This is a genomic window from Corallococcus sp. AB049A (assembly GCF_003668885.1).
Classification (GTDB): Bacteria; Myxococcota; Myxococcia; order Myxococcales; family Myxococcaceae; genus Corallococcus; species Corallococcus interemptor.
Genome location: NZ_RAWL01000137.1, coordinates 1 through 19,540, shown reverse-complemented (window position 1 = coordinate 19,540; position 19,540 = coordinate 1). Strand labels below are relative to the sequence as shown.

Annotated in this window: 8 protein-coding genes; 5 read left to right on the top strand and 3 right to left on the bottom strand. The window is 70.1% G+C overall.

Annotation, left to right across the window (positions count from 1 at the left end):
- Window positions 1-1,565 (bottom strand): SWIM zinc finger family protein (locus D7X55_RS16880; protein ID WP_368666505.1); only part of this gene is annotated, 1,565 nt, incomplete at its 3' end.
- A gap of 253 nt (window positions 1,566-1,818) precedes the next feature.
- On the opposite strand from D7X55_RS16880, the gene D7X55_RS16875 reads away from it, so the two are divergent.
- The 5 genes from D7X55_RS16875 (at window position 1,819) to D7X55_RS16855 (ending at window position 7,744) form a co-directional block, all read left to right on the top strand.
- On the top strand, window positions 1,819-2,604 hold the full coding sequence (locus tag D7X55_RS16875; protein ID WP_233609884.1) for a hypothetical protein: 786 nt from the start codon (window positions 1,819-1,821) through the stop codon (window positions 2,602-2,604).
- Window positions 2,605-2,688: 84 nt separating this feature from the next.
- The gene (locus D7X55_RS16870; protein ID WP_121723587.1) at window positions 2,689-4,071 is read left to right on the top strand and encodes a di-heme oxidoredictase family protein; all 1,383 of its coding nucleotides are present in this window, start codon (window positions 2,689-2,691) and stop codon (window positions 4,069-4,071) included.
- A gap of 133 nt (window positions 4,072-4,204) precedes the next feature.
- On the top strand, window positions 4,205-5,653 hold the full coding sequence (locus D7X55_RS16865; RefSeq protein WP_121723586.1) for a UbiA family prenyltransferase: 1,449 nt from the start codon (window positions 4,205-4,207) through the stop codon (window positions 5,651-5,653).
- Window positions 5,654-5,666: 13 nt separating this feature from the next.
- Window positions 5,667-7,010: an FAD-binding oxidoreductase gene (locus D7X55_RS16860; RefSeq protein WP_121723585.1), complete on the top strand. Its 1,344-nt coding sequence runs from the start codon at window positions 5,667-5,669 to the stop codon at window positions 7,008-7,010.
- Entirely contained in the window at window positions 7,007-7,744 is a 738-nt protein-coding gene (locus tag D7X55_RS16855; RefSeq protein WP_120552084.1) for an SDR family oxidoreductase, read from the top strand. Before D7X55_RS16860 ends, D7X55_RS16855 begins: the two co-directional genes overlap by 4 nt.
- On the opposite strand, the gene D7X55_RS16850 is transcribed toward D7X55_RS16855, so the two are convergent.
- Both D7X55_RS16850 and D7X55_RS16845 read right to left on the bottom strand, forming a co-directional pair.
- The gene (locus D7X55_RS16850; RefSeq protein ID WP_120552083.1) at window positions 7,741-8,661 is read right to left on the bottom strand and encodes a hypothetical protein; all 921 of its coding nucleotides are present in this window, start codon (window positions 8,659-8,661) and stop codon (window positions 7,741-7,743) included. The genes D7X55_RS16855 and D7X55_RS16850 overlap by 4 nt on opposite strands.
- A 62-nt stretch (window positions 8,662-8,723) precedes the next feature.
- Window positions 8,724-19,540, bottom strand: a 10,817-nt coding sequence (locus D7X55_RS16845; protein WP_147470128.1) for a non-ribosomal peptide synthetase, incomplete at its 5' end; no start/stop codon positions are given.

Here is a 19,540-nt window from a genome sequence, read left to right as displayed (position 1 = left end):
GCCTCGCACAGGCCGGTGAGCTGGGGGATGGCGTGGTTCGCGAGGCGACCGTCCCGCTCGCGCGCGGCCAGCAGGTCCGTCACGCGCTGGCCGTTGGCCTTCAGCCAACCCGTGGGCAGGGGCGCCCAGCCTCCGCCCTCCAGCGGCACCAGGCCCAGGCCCTCCTCCCAGGCCCGCATCACCGCGCCCGCGTCCACCGTGCGCTTCTCTCCGGGGCCCAGGCCCTCCACCTGGAAGTCGAGCGAGAAGCCCACTCGCGGCACGCCCGCTTCCGTGGTGCCGGTGTCCAGCGTGAGCATGGGCCTCAACTTCACGTCCGGGCTGACCACGCCCGCCGCGTTGCCCGTGAGGCCGCCGCGCCACTTGCGCAGCTTGTCCGCGAGCTGCACGGCCTCCTTGCCGTGGACCGTCACGCGCCGGCCGGGCGCCATGTTCAGCTCGTCCCTCAGCTGGTGGATGAGCTTCGTCTCCGTGGGCTCGTCACGCACGGGCGCGGCGCCCTGGAGGTACACGAGCTTCCCGTTGTCGATGCGCGCGGTGGGCGGCGAGCCGTACACCAGCGTGGGCAGCACCGAGAGCCCCGTGTCGAGCTTGTCGAGCTCCAGCGAGATGCGCGGCTTGAGCGTCCGGTCGATGGGCGGCAGCCGCCGGCTCTTCACGTCCACCGGCATGCGCCTGGCGAAGTCCGGCAGCACCTTGCTCGTCAGGTCCGCCAACTGCTCCGGTGCGAAGACGCGCTCCTGGGGCAGGTTCTCCAGCCGGGCACCGGTGAGGGGCTGCTCGCCCAGCCGGCAGAGCGCGCCCGCGCACAGCGCCACGCCGGGGCTCACCAGCTCGTTGATGCGCGGATCCTTCTCCACCTTGAGCACGGTCTGCTCGCCCCGGTCCTCGACGGTGACGCGCGGCAGGAGCGGTTCGTTGGAGACGGAGACGAGCGCGCCGTCGAAGAGGACGGTGCGCGCCTTCTCCAGCACGTGCAGCAGCGCGTCCAGCTTGCTCTGCGGAAGGGCGCCCCTCGTGGCCTGCGCGAGCAGCTTGTCCGCGAGCAGGTCGCAAGACTCCACCTGGATGCGCGCGGCCTCCACGGGGTTCTGGAGCAGGGACGCGAGGCTCCGGGCCAACAGCCGCGCGGTGTTGTCCGGACGGACCACCAGTCGCTCCAGTTGGAGGCCTCCGTCCACGCGCTTGAAGCGGTACACCAGCCGCTCCGGCTTCGGCGAGGTGCCGGGGCGCGAGGCCGTGGCGGAAGCGCCCGGACGCGCAGGGGCCGCCGCGGACACGGCCTTCCGGCCTTCCGCCTGCCGCAGGACGATGGCCGCGGCGATGACGTGCTCGCAGGGGTCCACCTTCCCCCGGCAGTCGCACTCCCAGATTTCATCCTCGGGGTAGAGGGTCGTGGTGAGCGGGGTGGGGCGGCCGGGGACCCGCACTCGCAGGACGACCTCCTCCTCGTCCGACGACTGCACCGACACGACCCCCGCGCGAGACAGGGCCTGTCCGGCGGACCACGTGGCCGGGCCTGACTCCTCCCGGATGGCTTCGAGCAGTTCCGCGAGCGCCGACATACGAGGGGCGATTCCCTAGCCCCGTGCCGCCCTGGGCGCAAGCCACCGGGCGCGTCGCTGTGACATGGCGGGACACACGCTCCGGCACTCCTGTAACCGGCGGCGCTACAGGCCCCAGGACAACGGTGTCAGCCGGAGAGGGGCGTTCGAGGAAAGTCCCAATTGCTTGGGATGTGGCGTGACAGGTGCATCTCGCAGGGGTGGGCAGACAGTGCCCCCCCCCACAGTCGAGGTCCCACACATGCACCTGAAGATGACGAGTCGCCTCCTGGCGGCCGCGTTCCTGAGTCTGGTGGCTGGTTGCCAGGGCGAGCCGGCGCAGTCCCCCGAAGGTTCACAGTCCGCGACGCTCTCCGCCAAGGGGGATTGCGTGCAGCGGTTCGAAGGCATCACCACCTGCGCCAAAGGCAACGCGTCCCTCAGCGCCTCCGAGAAGGGCGTGGCGGTCTCCGGGCTGAAGGACCTCAAGACGGACGGCGTCTCCAGCACGTTCAACGACGCCATCACCTGGTCGCAGGACGCGCAGGTGCGCGTGGGCAGCATCACGGGCGGCCTCGCCCTGGCCGCGCGGGACGGCGACCAGGTGGTCAGCACCCTGCGCATCACCCCCGGGAAGGATCGCCAGGTGTCCGTGACGCCGGGCTTCACCGGTTCGTCCTCCGGCGCGTACCGGATGAACATCTACAACAATGGCGAGCTCGTCGGGACGACCTCCGAGCCGCAGGCCCGGATCATCATCTTCTACAGCTGGTGGGACTTCCTCGACTGGTACTACTGGCACTGGGACTTCTTCTCCGTCCGCGCGCCGCGGGGCGGGAGCACGAGCCTGGACGGTGCCTGCGGCTGGCGCCTGCGCGCGGCTGACGCGACCTTCCGCGTGAGGCTCGCGGACGGGAAGGAAGTCGTCGGCGACACGGCGGAGTTCATCGAGGAGATTGGCGACGGCGCCTATCCGTACCGCCACTTCTCCGGCATCGACGTGAACGCCAGCGCCACGGACTTCCTCGTCACGGGCGAGTCCTTCGGCCAGGAGAAGTAGCCTTCACCTCCACCGGGCGGAGGGCGCCTGCTTCCCGCCCGGTGGGCTGTCTGTCTTTGTCTCTTCCGACGAGGAGTCGTGACGATGCGCGTGCCCTGGTCCCTCGCAGGCATCTCCGCCGGAGCGCTGCTCATCGGCGCCGCGTGGGCCACCGTCGTGCGCCGCCCCGAACCGCTGGTGCTGGGCGCGCTGCCCCCGGTCGTCCTGCCCCACGTGGAGCAGGCCGGTGGCGCGACCACCGTGGCGGACACCGGCCGCAACGCCTTCGGGCGCGCGCCCATGAACATGCCGCGCTCGCGCTGGCCGGACTTCTACGCGGGCAAGGGCGTCTTCGACCGCGACTGGAGCGAGTCGCGCGTGCGTCCGGCCACCGCCGGGCCCTTCTTCAGCGCCACCGGCTGCATGACCTGCCACGTGAAGGACGGCCGGGGCCAGCCGCCCGTAAGCCCCACGGAGGCGCCCGTCTCGCTGGCGTTCCAGCTGAGCGCGCCCGGCGGCACCGGTCCCCACCCGCTGTACGGCATGCAGCTGGACATGCACGCCGTGGCGGGCCACGTCCCCGAAGGACAGGCCCGCGTCGACTTCGAGGAGACGCGCGGCACCTTCGCCACCGGCGAGCCGTACTCGCTCGTGCGCCCGCGCTACCAGTTCCAGGGGCTGGTGCACGGCCCGTTGGGCGAAGGCGCGACGTTCTCCGCGCGCGTGTCGCCGGTGAACTTCGGCCTGGGCCTGCTGGAGGCACTGCCGGAGGCCGACATCCTGGCGCGCGCCGACCCCGAGGACCGCGATGGGGACGGCATCTCCGGCCGGGCCAACCAGGTGCTGGACGTGGAGACGGGCGAGACGCGCCTGGGCCGCTTCGGGTGGAAGGCCAACCAGCCCACGCTGCGCCAGCAGGTGGCGCACGCGCTGGTCGCGGACATGGGCGTCACCACGACGCTCTACCCCCAGGAGCAGGGCCGGGACGCGCCGGGCGAACCGGAGGTGTCCCAGGACGACCTGGACCTGCTGATGATCTACATGCGCCTGGTCGCCGTGCCGAAGCGGCGCGACTGGGAGGCGCCGGAGGTCCAGCGGGGCCATGCCGTCTTCCGCGCCATCGGCTGCGCGGCGTGCCACGTGGACACGCCCCAGGAGACGGGGACGGTGGAGGGCTTCGACGAGGTGTCCCGCCAGGTCATCTACCCCTTCACGGACCTGCTGCTGCACGACCTGGGCGAGGGCCTGGCGGACGGGCGTCCGGATGGCCTGGCCTCGGGCAGCGAGTGGCGCACGCCGCCCCTGTGGGGCATTGGCCTGGTGGAGGCCGTCAACCGGCACACCCGCTTCCTGCATGACGGCCGGGCCCGCTCCCTGGAAGAGGCCGTCCTCTGGCACGGCGGGGAGGCGGCCCCCGCGCAGGCTCGCTATGTGCGGCTGCCCCGGGAGGACCGGGCGGCGCTCGTCGCGTTCCTGAAGTCACTCTGAGGCTGGGACCCGGCGGCGCCCTCCCGTCCGGACGGCGGCCAGGAGTCCCGTCGCCTGGAGGAGGCTTCGACCGTCGCGGGGCTTGAGAACGGTGGACGCCCCGGGCCCTTGGGCTACCCTGCGGGCCCCCTTCATGCAGCCTCAAGCCCCCATCTCCGAGAGTACCCCCGACGTCCCGCTCGCGGTCGACCTGGACGGGACGCTGGTGCGCACGGACACGCTGCACGAGAACCTGCTCGTGCTCCTCAAGCACGCGCCGTGGCTGCTGCTGCTGGTGCCGCTGTGGGTGCTCAAGGGCAAGGCCTTCTTCAAGGCGGAGGTGGCCCGCCGCGCGAAGCTGGACGTCACCTCGCTGCCGTACAACGCGGAGCTGGTGGACTTCCTGCGCGAGGAACACGCCCGGGGGCGGCGGCTCGTCCTGGCCACGGCCGCGGACCGGAGCATCGCGGACGCGGTGGCTGCCCACCTGGGCCTCTTCGATACGGTGGTCGCCAGTGAAGCCGGCGTGAACCTGTCCGGCGCGCACAAGCTCCAGCGGCTGCGCGAGGTGCTGGGCACCTTCGACTACGCGGGCAACGACGCGGTGGACCTGCCCCTGTGGCGCGAGTGCCGGCACGTCATCGTGGTGCATGCGCCCGCGGGGGTGCTGCGCCAGGCGCAGGGGCTGGGCCGCCCCGTGCACCGCGTCTTCCAGACGCCCCCCGGAGGCGTGCGTCCCTGGGTGAAGGCGCTGCGGGTGCACCAGTGGGCGAAGAACGCGCTCGTCTTCGTGCCCGTGCTGGCGGCGCACAAGGCCACCCAGGGCGGCATGGCGCCGCGCGCGGTGCTGGCGTTCACGGCCTTCAGCCTCTGCGCGTCGGCGGTGTACGTCATCAACGACCTGCTGGACCTGGCGTCGGACCGGCGGCATCCGTCCAAGTCACGGCGGCCCTTCGCGTCCGGCGCGCTGCCGGTGAGCGCGGGCGTCGTGCTGGCGCCGGTGCTGCTGGTGGGCGCGGCGGCGCTGGCGCTGGCGACGCTGCCCCTGTCCTTCTCCGCGCTGCTGGCCGCGTACTTCGTGCTCACGCTGGCGTACTCGCTGCGGCTCAAGCAGGTGGTGATGCTGGACGTGCTGGTGCTGGCGGGCCTCTACACGGTGCGCATCTTCGGCGGCGCGCTGGCGGTGGGCGTGCCCACGTCCAGCTGGCTGATGATGTTCAGCATGTTCCTCTTCCTGTCGCTGGCCCTGCTCAAGCGGTTGAGCGAGGTGCGGCGGCTGCGCCAGTCCAATGAGACCTCCGCCCACGGGCGGGGCTACCTGGCGCAGGATTACGAACAGCTCGCGAGCCTGGGCGCGGCCGCGGGGCAGGTGTCCGTGCTGGTGCTGGCCCTCTACATCACCAGCAAGGAAGTGACGGCGCTGTATGCCCATCCGGAGCGGCTGTGGCTCCTGTGCCCGGTGATGCTGTACTGGGTGGGCCGCATCTGGGTGCTGGCGCACCGGGGACTCGTGAACGAGGACCCGCTCGTCTTCGCGCTGAAGGACCGCGTCAGCTACTTCGTGGGCGCGGTCGCCGCGCTGGTGCTGTGGGTGGCGACGTGACGGGGACCTGGAGATGAGCACGTCGGATTCGTGGGGCCGCTTCCCCCGCGTGGAGCAGCAGACGCGCGCGCTCGTGTGGCGCTCGGATGAAGTGCCCCGGGTGGAGGGCTCCGTCCTGCCGCATGGCCTGGGCCGCAGCTACGGCGACTCCTGCCTCAACGGCGGGGGCACGGTGCTGCTCACGGCGGGGCTGGACCGGCTCATCGACTTCGACCCCACGACGGGCGTGGTGCGCTGCGAGGCGGGCGTGTCGTTGGACACGCTCCTGCGCCTGGCCGTGCCGCGCGGCTGGTTCCTGCCGGTGACGCCGGGGACGAAGTTCGTCACGGTGGGCGGCGCCATCGCCAACGACGTGCACGGCAAGAACCACCACCGGGCCGGGACTTTCGGGCGGCACGTGCGGCGGTTCGAACTGGTGCGCTCGGACGGCAGCCGCCGGATGTGCTCGCCGGAGGAGAACCCCGACTGGTTTGGCGCGACGATTGGCGGCCTGGGGCTCACGGGGCTCGTCACCTGGGCGGAGGTGCAGCTGACGCCCATCCGCAACCCCTTCGTGGTGCAGGAGACCGTCCCGTTCGAGAACCTGGACGGCTTCATGCGCGTGTCCGCGGAGTCCGAGTCGGACCATGACTTCACCATGTCGTGGGTGGATTGCCTGGCGCGAGGACGCAAGCTGGGGCGCGGCCTGTTCTACCGGGGCAACTTCGCGCCCACGCAGTTCGACCGGCTGCCCCTGGCGAAGAGCCACCTGTCGCATGGCAGCGGGCTCGCGGTGCCCATCGACCTGCCGGGCTTCTGCCTCAACCGGCTGTCGGTGTCCGCCTTCAACTTCCTGTACTACCACCGCGAGCGGACCAGGCCGTCTCCCCGGCTGGTGCACTACGACCCGTTCTTCTACCCGCTCGACAGCGTGTACGGCTGGAACCGCATCTATGGCCGGCGGGGCTTCCTCCAGTTCCAGTGCGTGGTGCCGCACGCCACCGCTCGCGACGCGCTGAAGGAGCTTCTGGAGCGCAGCGCCCGGGGCGGCCTGCCCAGCTTCCTGTCCGTGCTCAAGACGTTCGGGGATTTGAAGTCACCCGGGTGGCTGTCCTTCCCGCGCCCGGGCTACACGCTGGCCCTGGACTTCGCCAACCAGGGGGAGAAGACGTGGCGGCTGGTGGAGTCGCTGGACCGCGTGACGCGCGAGGCGGGCGGGGCGGTGTACCCGGCCAAGGACGCGCGCATGAGCCCGGAGAGCTTCGCGGCGTATTTCCCCCAGCGTGAGCGGTTCTCCGCGTACATCGATCCCGCGTTCTCCTCCTCCTTCTGGCGCCGGGTGAATCCGGCGCCCGTGTCCCAGCCTCTGCTCCCATGAAGAAAGTCATTGTCCTCGGCGCCACGAGCGCCATTGCCCAGGCCACGGTGCGGCTGCTCGCCGCGCGCGGGGCTTCGCTGTACCTGGTGGGCCGCAACGCCGCGAACCTGGAGGCGGTGGCCCGGGACGCGGCCACGCGCGGCGCGCCGAAGGTGGAGTTCCGGGCGCTGGATTTGAACGACTGCGAAGCGCACGCGAGCCTGGTGGAGCGGGCGTGGCAGGCCCTGGGCGGACTGGACGGCGCGGTGCTGGCGCATGGCGTGCTGGGAGACCAGGCGGAGAGCCAGCGCTCGTGGGCGGCGGCGGAGCTGGTGCTGCGCACGAACTTCCTCTCCGCCGCGTCGCTCCTGACGGAGCTGGCCAACCGCTTCGAGGCGCAGAAGGCCGGCTCGCTGGTGGTGATTTCCTCGGTGGCGGGAGACCGGGGCCGGCAGAGCAACTACGTCTACGGCGCGTCCAAGGGCGCGCTGACCGTGTTCCTCCAGGGCCTGCGCAACCGGCTGGCGAAGTCCGGCGTGGCGGTGGTGACGGTGAAGCCCGGCTTCGTGGACACGCCGATGACGGCCCACGTGCCGAAGAACAAGCTCTTCGCGTCGCCGGAGCAGGTGGCGCGCGGCCTCCTGAAGGCCGCGGACGGACGCAAGAACGAGGTCTACGTCCCCGGCTTCTGGGCGCTCATCATGCTCATCATCCGGAGCATCCCGGAGCCGGTGTTCAAGCGGCTGAAGCTCTAGGCTTTCGCCATCGCCCTCGCGGGCAGCCGGTGGAGCGCGGCGCAGTGGGGCGCGTGCGTCTGGAGGAACTGCCGCATGCGCTCCGCGCCTTCCGGGTCGTTGCGCTGGGTGGCCGCGGCCCGAAGCGCCCAGGCGCTGATCAGCCGGACCACGAGGAGCGAGGACTGCGCCTGGTGGTGCTCCAGCGTCCGCAGGTCCTCCGGCGTTGACGGGCCGGTGACGAGCTCCGAGGCCTGGACCAGGGCCTCATAGAACACGCGGCCCTGCCTGGCGCCGGGAATGGCGGGGTTGATGTCCGCCAGGGAAAGGGCCTCGCGGGCGAGCATCCGTGCCTGTTCAGGGTCGTCCTTGCAGAGCAGGTGGCGGAGCGCGTCACTGCCCCGCTCCATGGCCTGGAGCAGGGGCGCCTTGCCCCGCCAGTCCACCGCGTTCAGTTCGTAGCGGGCCTGGGCATCCTGGCCGTAGAGGATCCTCGCCAGGGCCCGCCTCTGCGCCCGCAGCAGGTTCGCGTCCGGGAATGGGCTGGTCGGGGGAAGGAGCTCGTCCGTGAGCCGGAGGTGGGCCTCCGGGCCGGGCTGCTGGAGCGCATTGGCTTCCTTCCTGCGCACCTTGCGAATCCGGAACTGCCGCAAGGCCAGGCTCCCGGCTATGGCCGGGACGATGACGAGGAGGTAGGGGAACAGCTTGTGTTCCATGACCGACCGGGGCGCGGGCGTGGAGATGGACTCGTTCCCGCCCTCGGACGTGGGGGAGGGGGTGGTGAAGAAGACATAGAAGCTGGCCCAGAGCCCCAGCAGGACGGCCCAGAACAGGATCTTCAGGAGCGGACGGGGAACCAGCCACCCCAGGACGGGCAGCTTGCTTGGCTGACTGTGGGTGGCTTCCCGGAGATAGCGATTGTTCTCTTCGCGCGACATGCGCGCACCGTAACCCGTTTCCACTCCGTGCCTGCAAAACAGACACGGAGTGGGGGATGTCTTCAACTGCCGGTGGCGTCGTTCCGCGTGAGGGCCGCCAGGGCGGAGCGCAGGTGTTCGACGACAGGCCCCAGGTGCGGGTCCTGCATCAGTTCGTGGTGGCCGCCGGGGACGACGTGCACCTCCAGGCCGCCGCGCACCAGGGGCTCCCAGCCTCGGTGACGCGGAATCTCCGAGGTGACCGCGCTGGCGCTCAGCAGCAGGGCGGTGCCGTCGTACGGCTGGGGCACGTACTTCTCGTGGGCGAAGAGGTTGGCCCGGAAGACGTTGAAGAGGGCACGCAGCTGGGCCGGGCCGGAGTGCGCATCCAGGATGCGCGCCCGGAGTCCTTCCTGGAGCAGGTGGCCCAGCATCACGTCGTCGCCCTGTGCCAGGGCTTCGTCCGGGACGGAGAGAGGCTGGCCGAAGGCGGTGGCGGTGGCATGGGCGAAAGCGAGCCGTGCGCGCGCCTCGGCGTCGAGGTGCGTGTCTGCCTTTGAGGGCTTCGTCAGGCCGTACACGTGGGCGTCGATGAGGGCGAGCAAGTCCACGGCTTCACCGGCCGCGCGCAGGCGGCGGGCCATCTCGTAGGCGATGACGCCTCCGAGTGACCAGCCTCCGAGCTGGTAGGGGCCGTGCGGCTGCACCGTGCGGATGGCTTCGATGTAGAGGTCCGCCATTTCTTCGACGGACTCCGCGACTGGGCGCCCGTCGAGGCCGCGAGACTGGAGGCCATAGACAGGCAGTGACGGCCCCAGCCTGCGCGCCAGCTCCGAGTAGGCAAGGACGTTGCCGCCACCCGGGTGGACGAGGAAGAGGGGCCGCTGGTTGGGCTCGCCGCGCTCCAGGGGAACGAGGGGCGTCCAGGCCTGCGAGTCATCGCGGAGCACCTGGGCGAGCTGCTCGACGGTGGGCTGCTGGAAGAGGACGGAGAGGGGAATCGTCTGGCCCATCCGCTCGCGCACGACGGCGACCATGCGCACGGCGAGGAGGGAGTGGCCGCCCAACTCGAAGAAGCTGGAGCGAACGCCGACGGAGGGCACGCCAAGGACGTCCGCCCAGATGCGCGCGAGCTGCATCTCGAGCGCATCGCGTGGCGCGACGAAGTCCCGGGCTTCGATGGCATGGGCATCGGGTTCGGGCAGGGCCTTGCGGTCCACCTTGCCGTTGGCGTTGAGCGGCAGCGCGTCCAGCACCATGAGCGAGGCGGGCACCATGTACTCGGGTAGCCGCTGCTTGAGGCTCGCCTTGAGGGCGTCCACGTCCAGCGAGTGGCCCTCGCGAGCCGTGACGTAGCCGATGAGGCGCTTGTCGGAGTCCGAGCCCCGGGCCACGACGACGGCTTCGTTGACACCGGAGACAGCGCGCAGCGTGGCCTCGATTTCACCCAGTTCGATGCGGAAGCCGCGCACCTTCACCTGGAAGTCGACGCGGCCCAGGAAGTCGAGCGTGCCGTCCATCTTCCAGCGTGCCTTGTCGCCCGTGCGGTAGAGCCGTTCGCCCGGAGTGGCGGCGAAGGGGTGCGGGACGAAGCGCTCCGCGGTCAGGTCAGGACGGTTGAGGTAGCCCCAGGCGAGGCCCTGGCCGCCGACGTACACCTCACCCGCGACGCCCACGGGCACCGGGTGCAGGTGCGCGTCGAGCACGTAGACGGTGGAGTTGGTGAGCGGCTGGCCGATGGGAATCGCGCCTTCCGCCACCGTGTCGCGGTGCAGGGTGTACGTCGTGGAGAACGTCGTGTTCTCCGTGGGGCCGTAGCCGTTGAGGAACGTGGCGCCTTCCGGCAGGCGAGCAAGGTGCTCACGGACGCGGGCCGCAGGCAGCACGTCGCCACCGGCGAGGACCTGGCGCACGCCCGCGAGCGCTTCGCCCTGGTGCAGGGACATCTGCTCGAAGAGCGCGGCGGTGAGCCAGAGCGACGTCACGCGGTGGTGACGCAGCTGGGCGGCCAGCTCCTCCAGGGAGAGCGAATGGGGAGGCGCGAGGACGAGCTTCGCGCCGTGCAGCAGCGCTCCCCAGATTTCGAGCGTGGACGCGTCGAAGGCAACAGGGGCCGCCTGGAGCCAGACTTCGTCAGGCCCGAAGCGCATGAAGGTGCTGCCAAGCACCAGCCGGGTGATGCCCCGGTGGGGTACGCAGACGCCCTTGGGGCGGCCCGTGGAGCCCGAGGTGAACATGACGTAGGCCAGTGCTTCACCGTCCACGTGGATGTCCGGGGCGTAGGTGGGCAGCGCGGCGATGACGTCATGCTGCGCATCCAACCAGACGCGCGTGCCTGAGGCAGGCAGGAGTGACGCGAAGGGCTGGTGCGCGAGCGTCACGCTGACGTCCGCGTCCTCCAGGAGCGCTGCGATGCGCTCCACAGGGGCATTGCGGTCCACGGGAACGAATGCCGCGCCCACCTTGAGGATGGCGAGCAGCGCCGTCACCAACTCGAAGGAGCGCTCGACGGCGAGGCCCACGCGTGCACCCGGGACGATGCCCAGAGCGCGCAGGTGATGGGCCAGTTGGTTCGCGCGTGCGTCCAGCTGCGCATACGTCAGCGTCGCGTCGCCCAGTACCAGGGCGACTGCGTCGGGCGTGCGCTGCGCCTGACGGGCGAAGTGCACGTGGACGGGGATGTCCGTCGGGCTGACGGCGGCCGTGTCATTCCACTCCACGAGGATGCGCTGGCGCTCATCGCTGGAGAGGAGCGGCAAGTGGCCCATGGACTGCTCGGGCTTCGCGGCCACGGCCTCCAGCAGCGTGCGCAGGTGGCCCGCCATCCGTTCCACGGTGCTCCGCTCGAAGAGGGCGGTGCTGTACTCCAGCGTGCCGCGCAGTCCTTCGGACGTCTCCGTGAAGAAGATGCTCACGTCGAACTTCGACGTCGCCTGGGGGGCCTCCAGGCCTCGCAGCCGGAGCTCAGGCAGTCGCACGTCCTCCGCGGGCACGTTCTGGAGCGCGAGCAGCGTCTGGAAGAGCGGCGTGTGGCTGAGGCTTCGCGTGGGCTGCAGGGCCTCCACCAGCTTCTCGAACGGGACCTCCTGGTGCTCATACGCATCCAGGACCGTGGCGCGCACCTGCTGGAGCAGCGAACGGAAGGACTGAACCGCATCCACCTTCGCGCGCAGGACGAGCGTGTTGACGAAGAAGCCGATGAGGCCTTCGGTCTCCGCGCGCGTGCGGCCTGCGATGGGCGAGCCCACGCTGATGTCCTGCTGCCCCGTGTAGCGAGACAGCAGGCCCTGCCAGGCCGCGAGCAGCACCATGAAGAGCGAACCGCCTTCACGGTGTCCCAGGCTCCGGAGGGATTCCGTCAGCTCCTTCGGCAGGGTGAAGCCAAAGGTCGCGCCCGCGGTGCTCCGGATGGCCGGACGCGGCCGGTCCGTGGGCAGCTCCAGCACGGCGGGAGCGCCGGAGAGCTTCCGCTCCCAGTAAGCCACTTCCTGCCGCAGGGCCTCGCCCGCGAGCGTGCGGCGCTGCCAGTCCGCATGGTCCGCGTACTGCACGGGGAGGGCCGGCAGCGGAGACGGCTGTCCCGCGGAGAAGGCCGCGTACAGGGCGGTGACTTCCCGCACCAGCACGCCCAGAGACCAGCCGTCGGAGACGATGTGGTGCAGGGTGACGACGAGCACGTGTTCGTGCTCGGCCAGTTTGAAGAGCAGCGTGCGGATGAGCGGACCGGTGCGCAGGTCGAAGGGCCGGCGCATCTCCTGCTCGACCTGGAGCCGAGCCTCGGACTCGCGCTGCGCCTCGGGCACATCCGTGAGGTCCACGAGCCCCAGTGACAGCGGATTGTCCGCGTGGATGCGCTGGACCGGCTCTCCCTCCACCTGGGTGAAGGTGGTGCGCAGGGCGTCGTGTCGGCGCACGACCTCCTGCAGGGCACGCTCCAGCACGTCCGAGCGCAGGTGGCCCTCCATCCGGACGGCGACGGGCACGTTGTAGAGGGGACTGCCCGGTTCGAGCTGATCAATCAGCCACAGCCGCTGCTGCGCGAAGGACAGCGGCAGCGGGCCGTCATGCGAGACGCGGGTGAGCGGCGACGTGCTCGTGCGGGTGAGCCCTGCCAGACGCGTCGCGAGGGCTTCCACCGTGGGGGACTCGAAGAGCGCGCGGAGGGGCAGTTCGACGCTGAACTCGGCGCGCACGCGGGAGACGACCTGCGTGGCCAGCAGGGAGTGGCCACCCAGTTCGAAGAAGGAGTCCTTCACGCCCACCTGGGGCAGACGCAGCACCTCCGCCCAGATGGAGGCCAGCTTCGCTTCGGCTTCCGTGCGAGGCGCTTCGTAGCTGGTGCCCGACTGCTGCGCCTCCGGCTCGGGCAGGGCCTTGCGGTCCACCTTGCCGTTGGCGTTGAGGGGCAGGGCATCCAGCACCACGAATGCACTGGGCACCATGTACTCGGGCAGGCCCTGCCGCAGATGCGTCTTGAGGGCTTCCACCTCCAGGGACGCATCTGCCTTGGGCGTGACGTAGGCGACGAGGCGCTTGTCGGCGGCTTCACCCTTCGCGACGACAACGACGTCCTTGAGGCCCGGAGCGCGGCGGAGCGCGGCTTCGATTTCGCCCAACTCGATGCGGAAACCACGCACCTTCACCTGGAAGTCGATGCGGCCCAGGTACTCCAACTGTCCGTCCGTGCGGTAACGGACGCGGTCACCCGTGCGGTACATGCGGCCACCTGGAGGACCGAAGGGCTCCGGCACGAAGCGCTCCGCCGTGAGTTCCGGGCGAAGCAGGTAGCCACGAGCCTGGCCTTCACCGGCGAGGTACAGCTCGCCCGCGACGCCGACGGGTACCGGCTGCAACGAGGCGTCCAGCACATACGCGCGCGTGGCGGGCAGGGGACGGCCAATGAGGGGTACCTCATCGCGGCCAACGAGAGACGCCGTGGAGTAGGTGGTGTCCTCCGACGGGCCGTAGAGGTTGTAGAGCTTCTGCACCGTGGGGACGGCGTAGACCTGCTTCGCCAACGTCTCCGGCAGGGCCTCACCGGCAAGGTTGATGACACGCACGGAGAGGGGCACCGCGTTCAGGCGCAGCAGCTGCGCCATGGCGGAGGGCACCGTGTTGACGAGGGTGACGTGAGAAGCCGTCGGCAGCTCCGCCAGATGCAGGGCGTTCTTCGCCACGACCACCGCGCCGCCACTGGAGAGAGGCGCGAAGAGTTCGAAGACGGAGAGGTCGAAGTTGAGGCTCGTCGCGGCGAGCGTGCCCTTCAGTTCCTCGGCGGTGAACGTCTCCAGCGCCCAGTGGAGGAACGACACGGCGTTGCCGTGGGAGATGGCGACGCCCTTGGGACGGCCGGTGCTGCCGGACGTGTAGATGAGGTAGGCGAGGTGTCCCGGGTGGATGTCGACAGCGGGCGTCGTCACCGGCTGCGTAGCCAGTTCCTCGTCCGAGTCGAGGCACACGGGCGTTGCGGACGTTTCGGGCAGCGCGGAGAGCAGGTGCGAATGGGCGACCAGAGCAGGGCCCTGCGCGTCCTCCAGCAGCCAGCCCAGACGCTCACGCGGGTAGCTCGGGTCGAGTGGCACGTAGGCGCCGCCGGCCTTGAGGATGCCGAGGGCTCCGATGACAAGGTCCTCGGTGCGCTCGACGCACAGGCCGACGCGGACTTCGGGCCCGACACCCAGGCCACGCAGACGATGCGCGAGCTGGTTCGCCTTCGCATCCAGCTCCCGGTACGTCAGCTGCTTCTCCGGCGTGATGACGGCCAGTGCATCCGGCGTGCGGCGCACCTGGGCCTCCACCATCGCGGGGATGCTGGGGACCTGCGCCACCTGCGAGGCCGGAGGATTCCATTCGACGAGCAGTTGCCGACGCTCGGACTCCGTGAGCAACGGCAGGTCACCGAGCCTCGTGTCCGGCTTCTTCGCGATGGCCTCCAGCAGCACGCCGAAGTGCCCGGCCATGCGCTGAACCGTCGCCGCGTCGAACAGATCCGTCGCGTACTCCAGCGTGCCGACGAAGCCATCCTTGCCTTCACGCAAACCCAGCGAGAGGTCGAACTTGGCGAAGTGTGCTTCCAGCGGCAGGGCCTGGAAGGACAGGCCGGGCAGACGCAGCGCCTCGTTGGGCGTGTTCTGCAGGACGAACATCGCCTGGAACAGAGGGCTGCGGCTCAGGTCTCGCGCGGGCTGCACCGCTTCGACGAGCTTCTCGAAGGGCAGGTGCTGGTGTTCGAAAGCCGCGAACGTCGTGCCGCGCACCTGGGTCAGCAGCTCCCGGAACGTGGCCCGAGGGTTCAGCCGGGCGCGCAGCACGAGCGTGTTGACGAAGAAGCCGATGAGTCCTTCGGTCTCCGCCTGCGTGCGGCCCGCGATGGGCGTGCCCACGCTGATGTCATCCTGGGCGGAGTAGCGCGACAGCAGCAGCTGGAAGGCCGCCAGCAGCGTCATGAAGGGCGTGGCGCCTTCACGCTGCGCCAGCGACTTGAGCGCATGCGCGACGTCCGCGGGAATGCGTACGTCCACCGTGGCGCCCCGGTGCGACTGCACGGGCGGACGCGGACGGTCCGTGGGCAGCTCCAGTGCCGCGGGCGCTCCGGACAGCTGCCGCTTCCAGAAGTGGATCTGCGCCTCCAGCGCTTCCCCCTGAAGCCAGTCGCGCTGCCACGTCGCGAAGTCCGCGTACTGCACGGGCAGCGGTGCGAAGGCCGGCGTGCTGCCCGTGGCGAAGGACTCGTAGAAGGCCACCATTTCGCGGACGAGGACGCCCATGGACCAACCGTCGGAGACGATGTGGTGCATCGTTACCAGCAGCAGGTGGGAGTCCTCGGCCAACCGCGCCAGCGTGGTGCGGAGCAGCGGGCCCCTGGCGAGGTCGAACGGCCGACGCGCTTCCTCGTTGGCCAGACGTCGTGCTTCTTCCTCCCGCAGCGCCTCCGGCCGGGTGGAGAGGTCCACGAGCGGCAGCATCCATCCACTGGCTGCATGGATGGTCTGGATGGGCTGGTCCTGGTGCGAATGGAAGGTAGTGCGCAGGGCTTCGTGACGCTGGACGAGTGCTTCGAAGGCACGGCGCAGGGCCTCCGTGTCCAGGTGCCCGGAGAGCTGGAGCGCGGTGGGGATGTTGTAGGACGCATCCCCGGGCTGGAGTTGGTCCAACAGCCACAGCCGCTGCTGGGCGAAGGACAGGGGCCGCGGGCCGTCATGCGTGACGCGAGTGAGCTTCGGGGCCTGGGAGCTCGCGCTGCCGTGCAGCCGCGTGGCAAGCGCCTCCACCGTGGGGGACTCGAAGAGCGCGCGGAGGGGCAGTTCGACGTTGAACTCGGCGCGCACGCGAGAGACGACCTGCGTGGCCAGCAGGGAGTGGCCCCCTAGCTCGAAGAAGGAGTCCTTCACGCCCACCTGGGGCAGATGGAGGACTTCGGCCCAGATGGAGGCCAGCTTCGCTTCGGCTTCCGTGCGAGGTGCTTCGTAGCTGGTGCCCGACTGCTGAGCCTCCGGCTCCGGCAGGGCCTTGCGGTCCACCTTGCCGTTGGAGTTGAGGGGCAGAGCGTCCAGCACCACGAAGGCACTGGGCACCATGTACTCGGGCAAGCCCTGGCGCAGATGCGTCTTGAGGGCTTCCACCTCCAGCGAGGCTTCGGCCTTGGGCGTGACGTAGGCGACGAGGCGCTTGTCGGCGGCTTCTCCCTTCGCGACGACAACGACGTCCTTGAGGCCCGGTGCGCGGCGGAGTGCGGCTTCGATTTCGCCCAACTCGATGCGGAAGCCACGCACCTTCACCTGGAAGTCGATGCGGCCCAGGTACTCCAGGCGGCCGTCCGTGCGGTAACGGACGCGGTCACCGGTGCGGTACATGCGGCCACCTGGAGGACCGAAGGGCTCCGGTACGAAGCGCTCCGCCGTGAGTTCTGGGCGAAGCAGGTAGCCGCGAGCCTGGCCTTCACCCGCGAGGTACAGCTCACCGGCCACGCCGACGGGCACGGGCTGGAGTGAGGCATCCAGTACGTACGCGCGCGTGGCGGGCAGCGGCCTGCCGATGAGGGGCACCTCGTCCCGGCCAACGAGAGACGCCGTGGAGTAGGTGGTGTCCTCGGACGGGCCGTAGAGGTTGTAGAGCTTCTGCACCGTGGGGACGGCGTAGACCTGCTTCGCCAACGTCTCCGGCAGGGCTTCACCGGCGAGGTTGATGACACGTACGGAGGCCGGCACCGCATTCAGGCGCAGCAACTGCGCCATGGCGGAGGGCACCGTGTTGATGAGGGTGACATGGGAGGCGGTGGACAGCTCCGCCAGATGCAGGGCGTTCTTCGCCACGACCACCGCGCCACCGCTGCTCAACGGGGCGAAGAGTTCGAAGACAGAGAGGTCGAAGTTGAGGCTCGTCGCGGCGAGCGTGCCCTTCAGTTCCTCGGCGGTGAACGTCTCCAGTGCCCAGTGGAGGAAGGAGACGGCGTTGCCGTGGGAGATGGCGACGCCCTTGGGCCGGCCGGTGCTGCCCGAGGTGTAGATGAGGTAGGCGAGGTGGCCCGGGTGGATGTCCACCGCGGGCGCCATCTTCGGCTGCTTCGCCAATTCCACATCCGAGTCCAGGCACACGGGCGTCGCAGACGTTTCGGGCAGCGCGGAGAGCAGGTGCGAATGGGCGACGAGGGCGGGGCCCTGTGCGTCCTCCAGCAGCCAGCCCAGACGCTCACGCGGATAGCTGGGGTCCAGCGGCACGTAGGCGCCCCCGGCCTTGAGGATGCCGAGGGCTCCGATGACAAGGTCCTCGGTGCGCTCGACGCACAGGCCCACGTGGACCTCGGGCCCGACGCCCAGTCCACGCAGACGGTGCGCGAGCTGGTTCGCCTTCGCGTCCAGCTCCCGATACGTCAGCTGCTTCTCCGGCGTGATGACGGCCAGTGCATCCGGCGTCCGGCGCACCTGGGCCTCCACCATCGCGGGGATGCTGGGGACCTGCGCCACCTGCGAGGCCGGAGGATTCCATTCGACGAGCAGTTGCCGATGCTCGGGCTCCGTGAGCAACGGCAGATCACCCAGCCTCGTATCCGGCTTCTTCGCGATGGCCTCCACCAACACGCTGAAGTGCCCGGCCATGCGCTGAACCGTCGCCGCGTCGAACAGGTCCGTCGCGTAATCCAGTGTGCCGGCGAATCCGTCCCGGTTTTCACGCAGGCCGAGGGAGAGATCGAACTTCGCGAAGTGGGTCTCCAGCGGCAGGGACTGGAAGGACAGGCCGGGCAGACGCAGCGCCTCGGTGGGCGTGTTCTGCAGGATGAACATGGCCTGGAACAGCGGGCTGCGGCTCAGGTCTCGCGCGGGCTGCACCGCTTCGACGAGCTTTTCGAACGGCAGGTGCTGGTGGTCATAGGCCGCGAGCGTCGTGCCTCGCACCTGGGCCAGCAGCTCCCGGAACGTCAAACGCGGGTCCAGCCGGGCGCGCAGGACCAGGGTGTTGATGAAGAAGCCGATGAGGCCTTCGGTCTCCGCCTGCGTACGGCCCGCGATGGGCGTGCCCACGCTGACGTCGTCCTGTGCTGAGTAGCGCGACAGCAATAGCTGGAAGGCCGCCAGCAGCATCATGAAGGGCGTGGCACCTTCACGCTGCGCCAGCGCCTTCAGCGCATCCGCGGTGTGCTTGGGAATCTGCAGATCCACCGTGCCGCCCCGGTGCGACTGCACGGGGGGACGCGGATGGTCCGTGGGCAGCTCCAGCGCGGCCGGGGCTCCGGACAGCTGCTGCTTCCAGAACTGGATCTGCGCCTCCAGGACATCCCCCTGCAGCCACTTGCGCTGCCAGGCCGAGAAGTCCGCGTACTGCACGGGCAGCGGCGGGAGCGAGGGCGACTGGCCCGTGGAGAAGGCCGCGTAGAAGGCCGCGAGCTCTCGGACAAGGACACCCATGGACCAGCCGTCGGAGACGATGTGGTGCATCGTCACCAGCAGCAGGTGGGTGTCTTCACGCAGCCGCACCAACGTGCTGCGCAGCAGCGGGCCCCTGGCGAGGTCGAACGGCCGGCGGGCCTCCTCGTCAGCCAGCCGTCTCGCTTCCTTCTCCCGCAGCGCCTCCGGCCGGCCGGAGAGGTCCACGAGCGGCAGCGTCCATCCACTGGCTGCATGGATGGTCTGGACGGGCTGGTCCTGGTGTGACTGAAAGGTGGTCCGCAGGGCTTCGTGACGCTGGACGAGCGCTTCGAAGGCACGGCGCAGGGCCTCCGCGTCCAGGCGTCCTGAAAGCTGGAGCGCGGTGGGGATGTTGTAGGACGCATCCCCGGGCTGGAGCTGATCCAACAGCCACAGCCGCTGCTGGGCGAAGGACAGGGGGCGCGGGCCGTCCGCGTGGGTCTGCGTGCGCGGCGGCGGCTGGAGGCTGGGCGTGCTCGTCTGGATCCGCTCCGCGAGCGCGGCCACGGTGGGCGCTTCGAAGAGGGCCCGCAGCGGCAACTCCACACGGAAGGTGGAACGCACACGCGAGACGAGCTGAGTGGCCAGCAGCGAATGGCCACCCAACGCGAAGAAGTCGTCGTGGATGCCCACGCGCTCCACGCGCAGCACCTGCGTGAAGAGGGCCGCGAGCTGTTCCTCAGTGGGAGTGCTCGGCGCGACGTAGGTGGAGGCGGCTGCACCGCCCTGGGGCGCGGGGAGCGCCTTGCGGTCCACCTTGCCGTTGGTGTTGAGCGGCAGGGCTTCCAGCACCAGGAATGCGGCGGGCACCATGTACTCGGGCAGGTGCTGCTTGAGGAATGCACGCAGCTCGGTGGTGTCCAGGGGCGCTCCCGCCTCGGGGACGGCGTAGGCGACGAGTCGCTTGTCACCGGGCACGTCCTCGCGAGCCAGCACGACGGCCTGATGCACGGCAGGGTGCTTCAGCAGGCAGGACTCGATTTCACCCAGCTCGATGC

What these genes read in the sequence shown, in the direction of transcription:
- D7X55_RS16875 (WP_233609884.1), top strand. Translation starts at nt 1,819, where the DNA reads ATGACGAGTCGCCTCCTGGCGGCCGCGTTCCTGAGTCTGGTGGCTGGT.
- D7X55_RS16870 (WP_121723587.1), top strand. Translation starts at nt 2,689, where the DNA reads ATGCGCGTGCCCTGGTCCCTCGCAGGCATCTCCGCCGGAGCGCTGCTC.
- D7X55_RS16860 (WP_121723585.1), top strand. Translation starts at nt 5,667, where the DNA reads ATGAGCACGTCGGATTCGTGGGGCCGCTTCCCCCGCGTGGAGCAGCAG.
- D7X55_RS16865 (WP_121723586.1), top strand. Translation starts at nt 4,205, where the DNA reads ATGCAGCCTCAAGCCCCCATCTCCGAGAGTACCCCCGACGTCCCGCTC.
- D7X55_RS16850 (WP_120552083.1), bottom strand. Translation starts at nt 8,661, where the DNA reads ATGTCGCGCGAAGAGAACAATCGCTATCTCCGGGAAGCCACCCACAGT.
- D7X55_RS16855 (WP_120552084.1), top strand. Translation starts at nt 7,007, where the DNA reads ATGAAGAAAGTCATTGTCCTCGGCGCCACGAGCGCCATTGCCCAGGCC.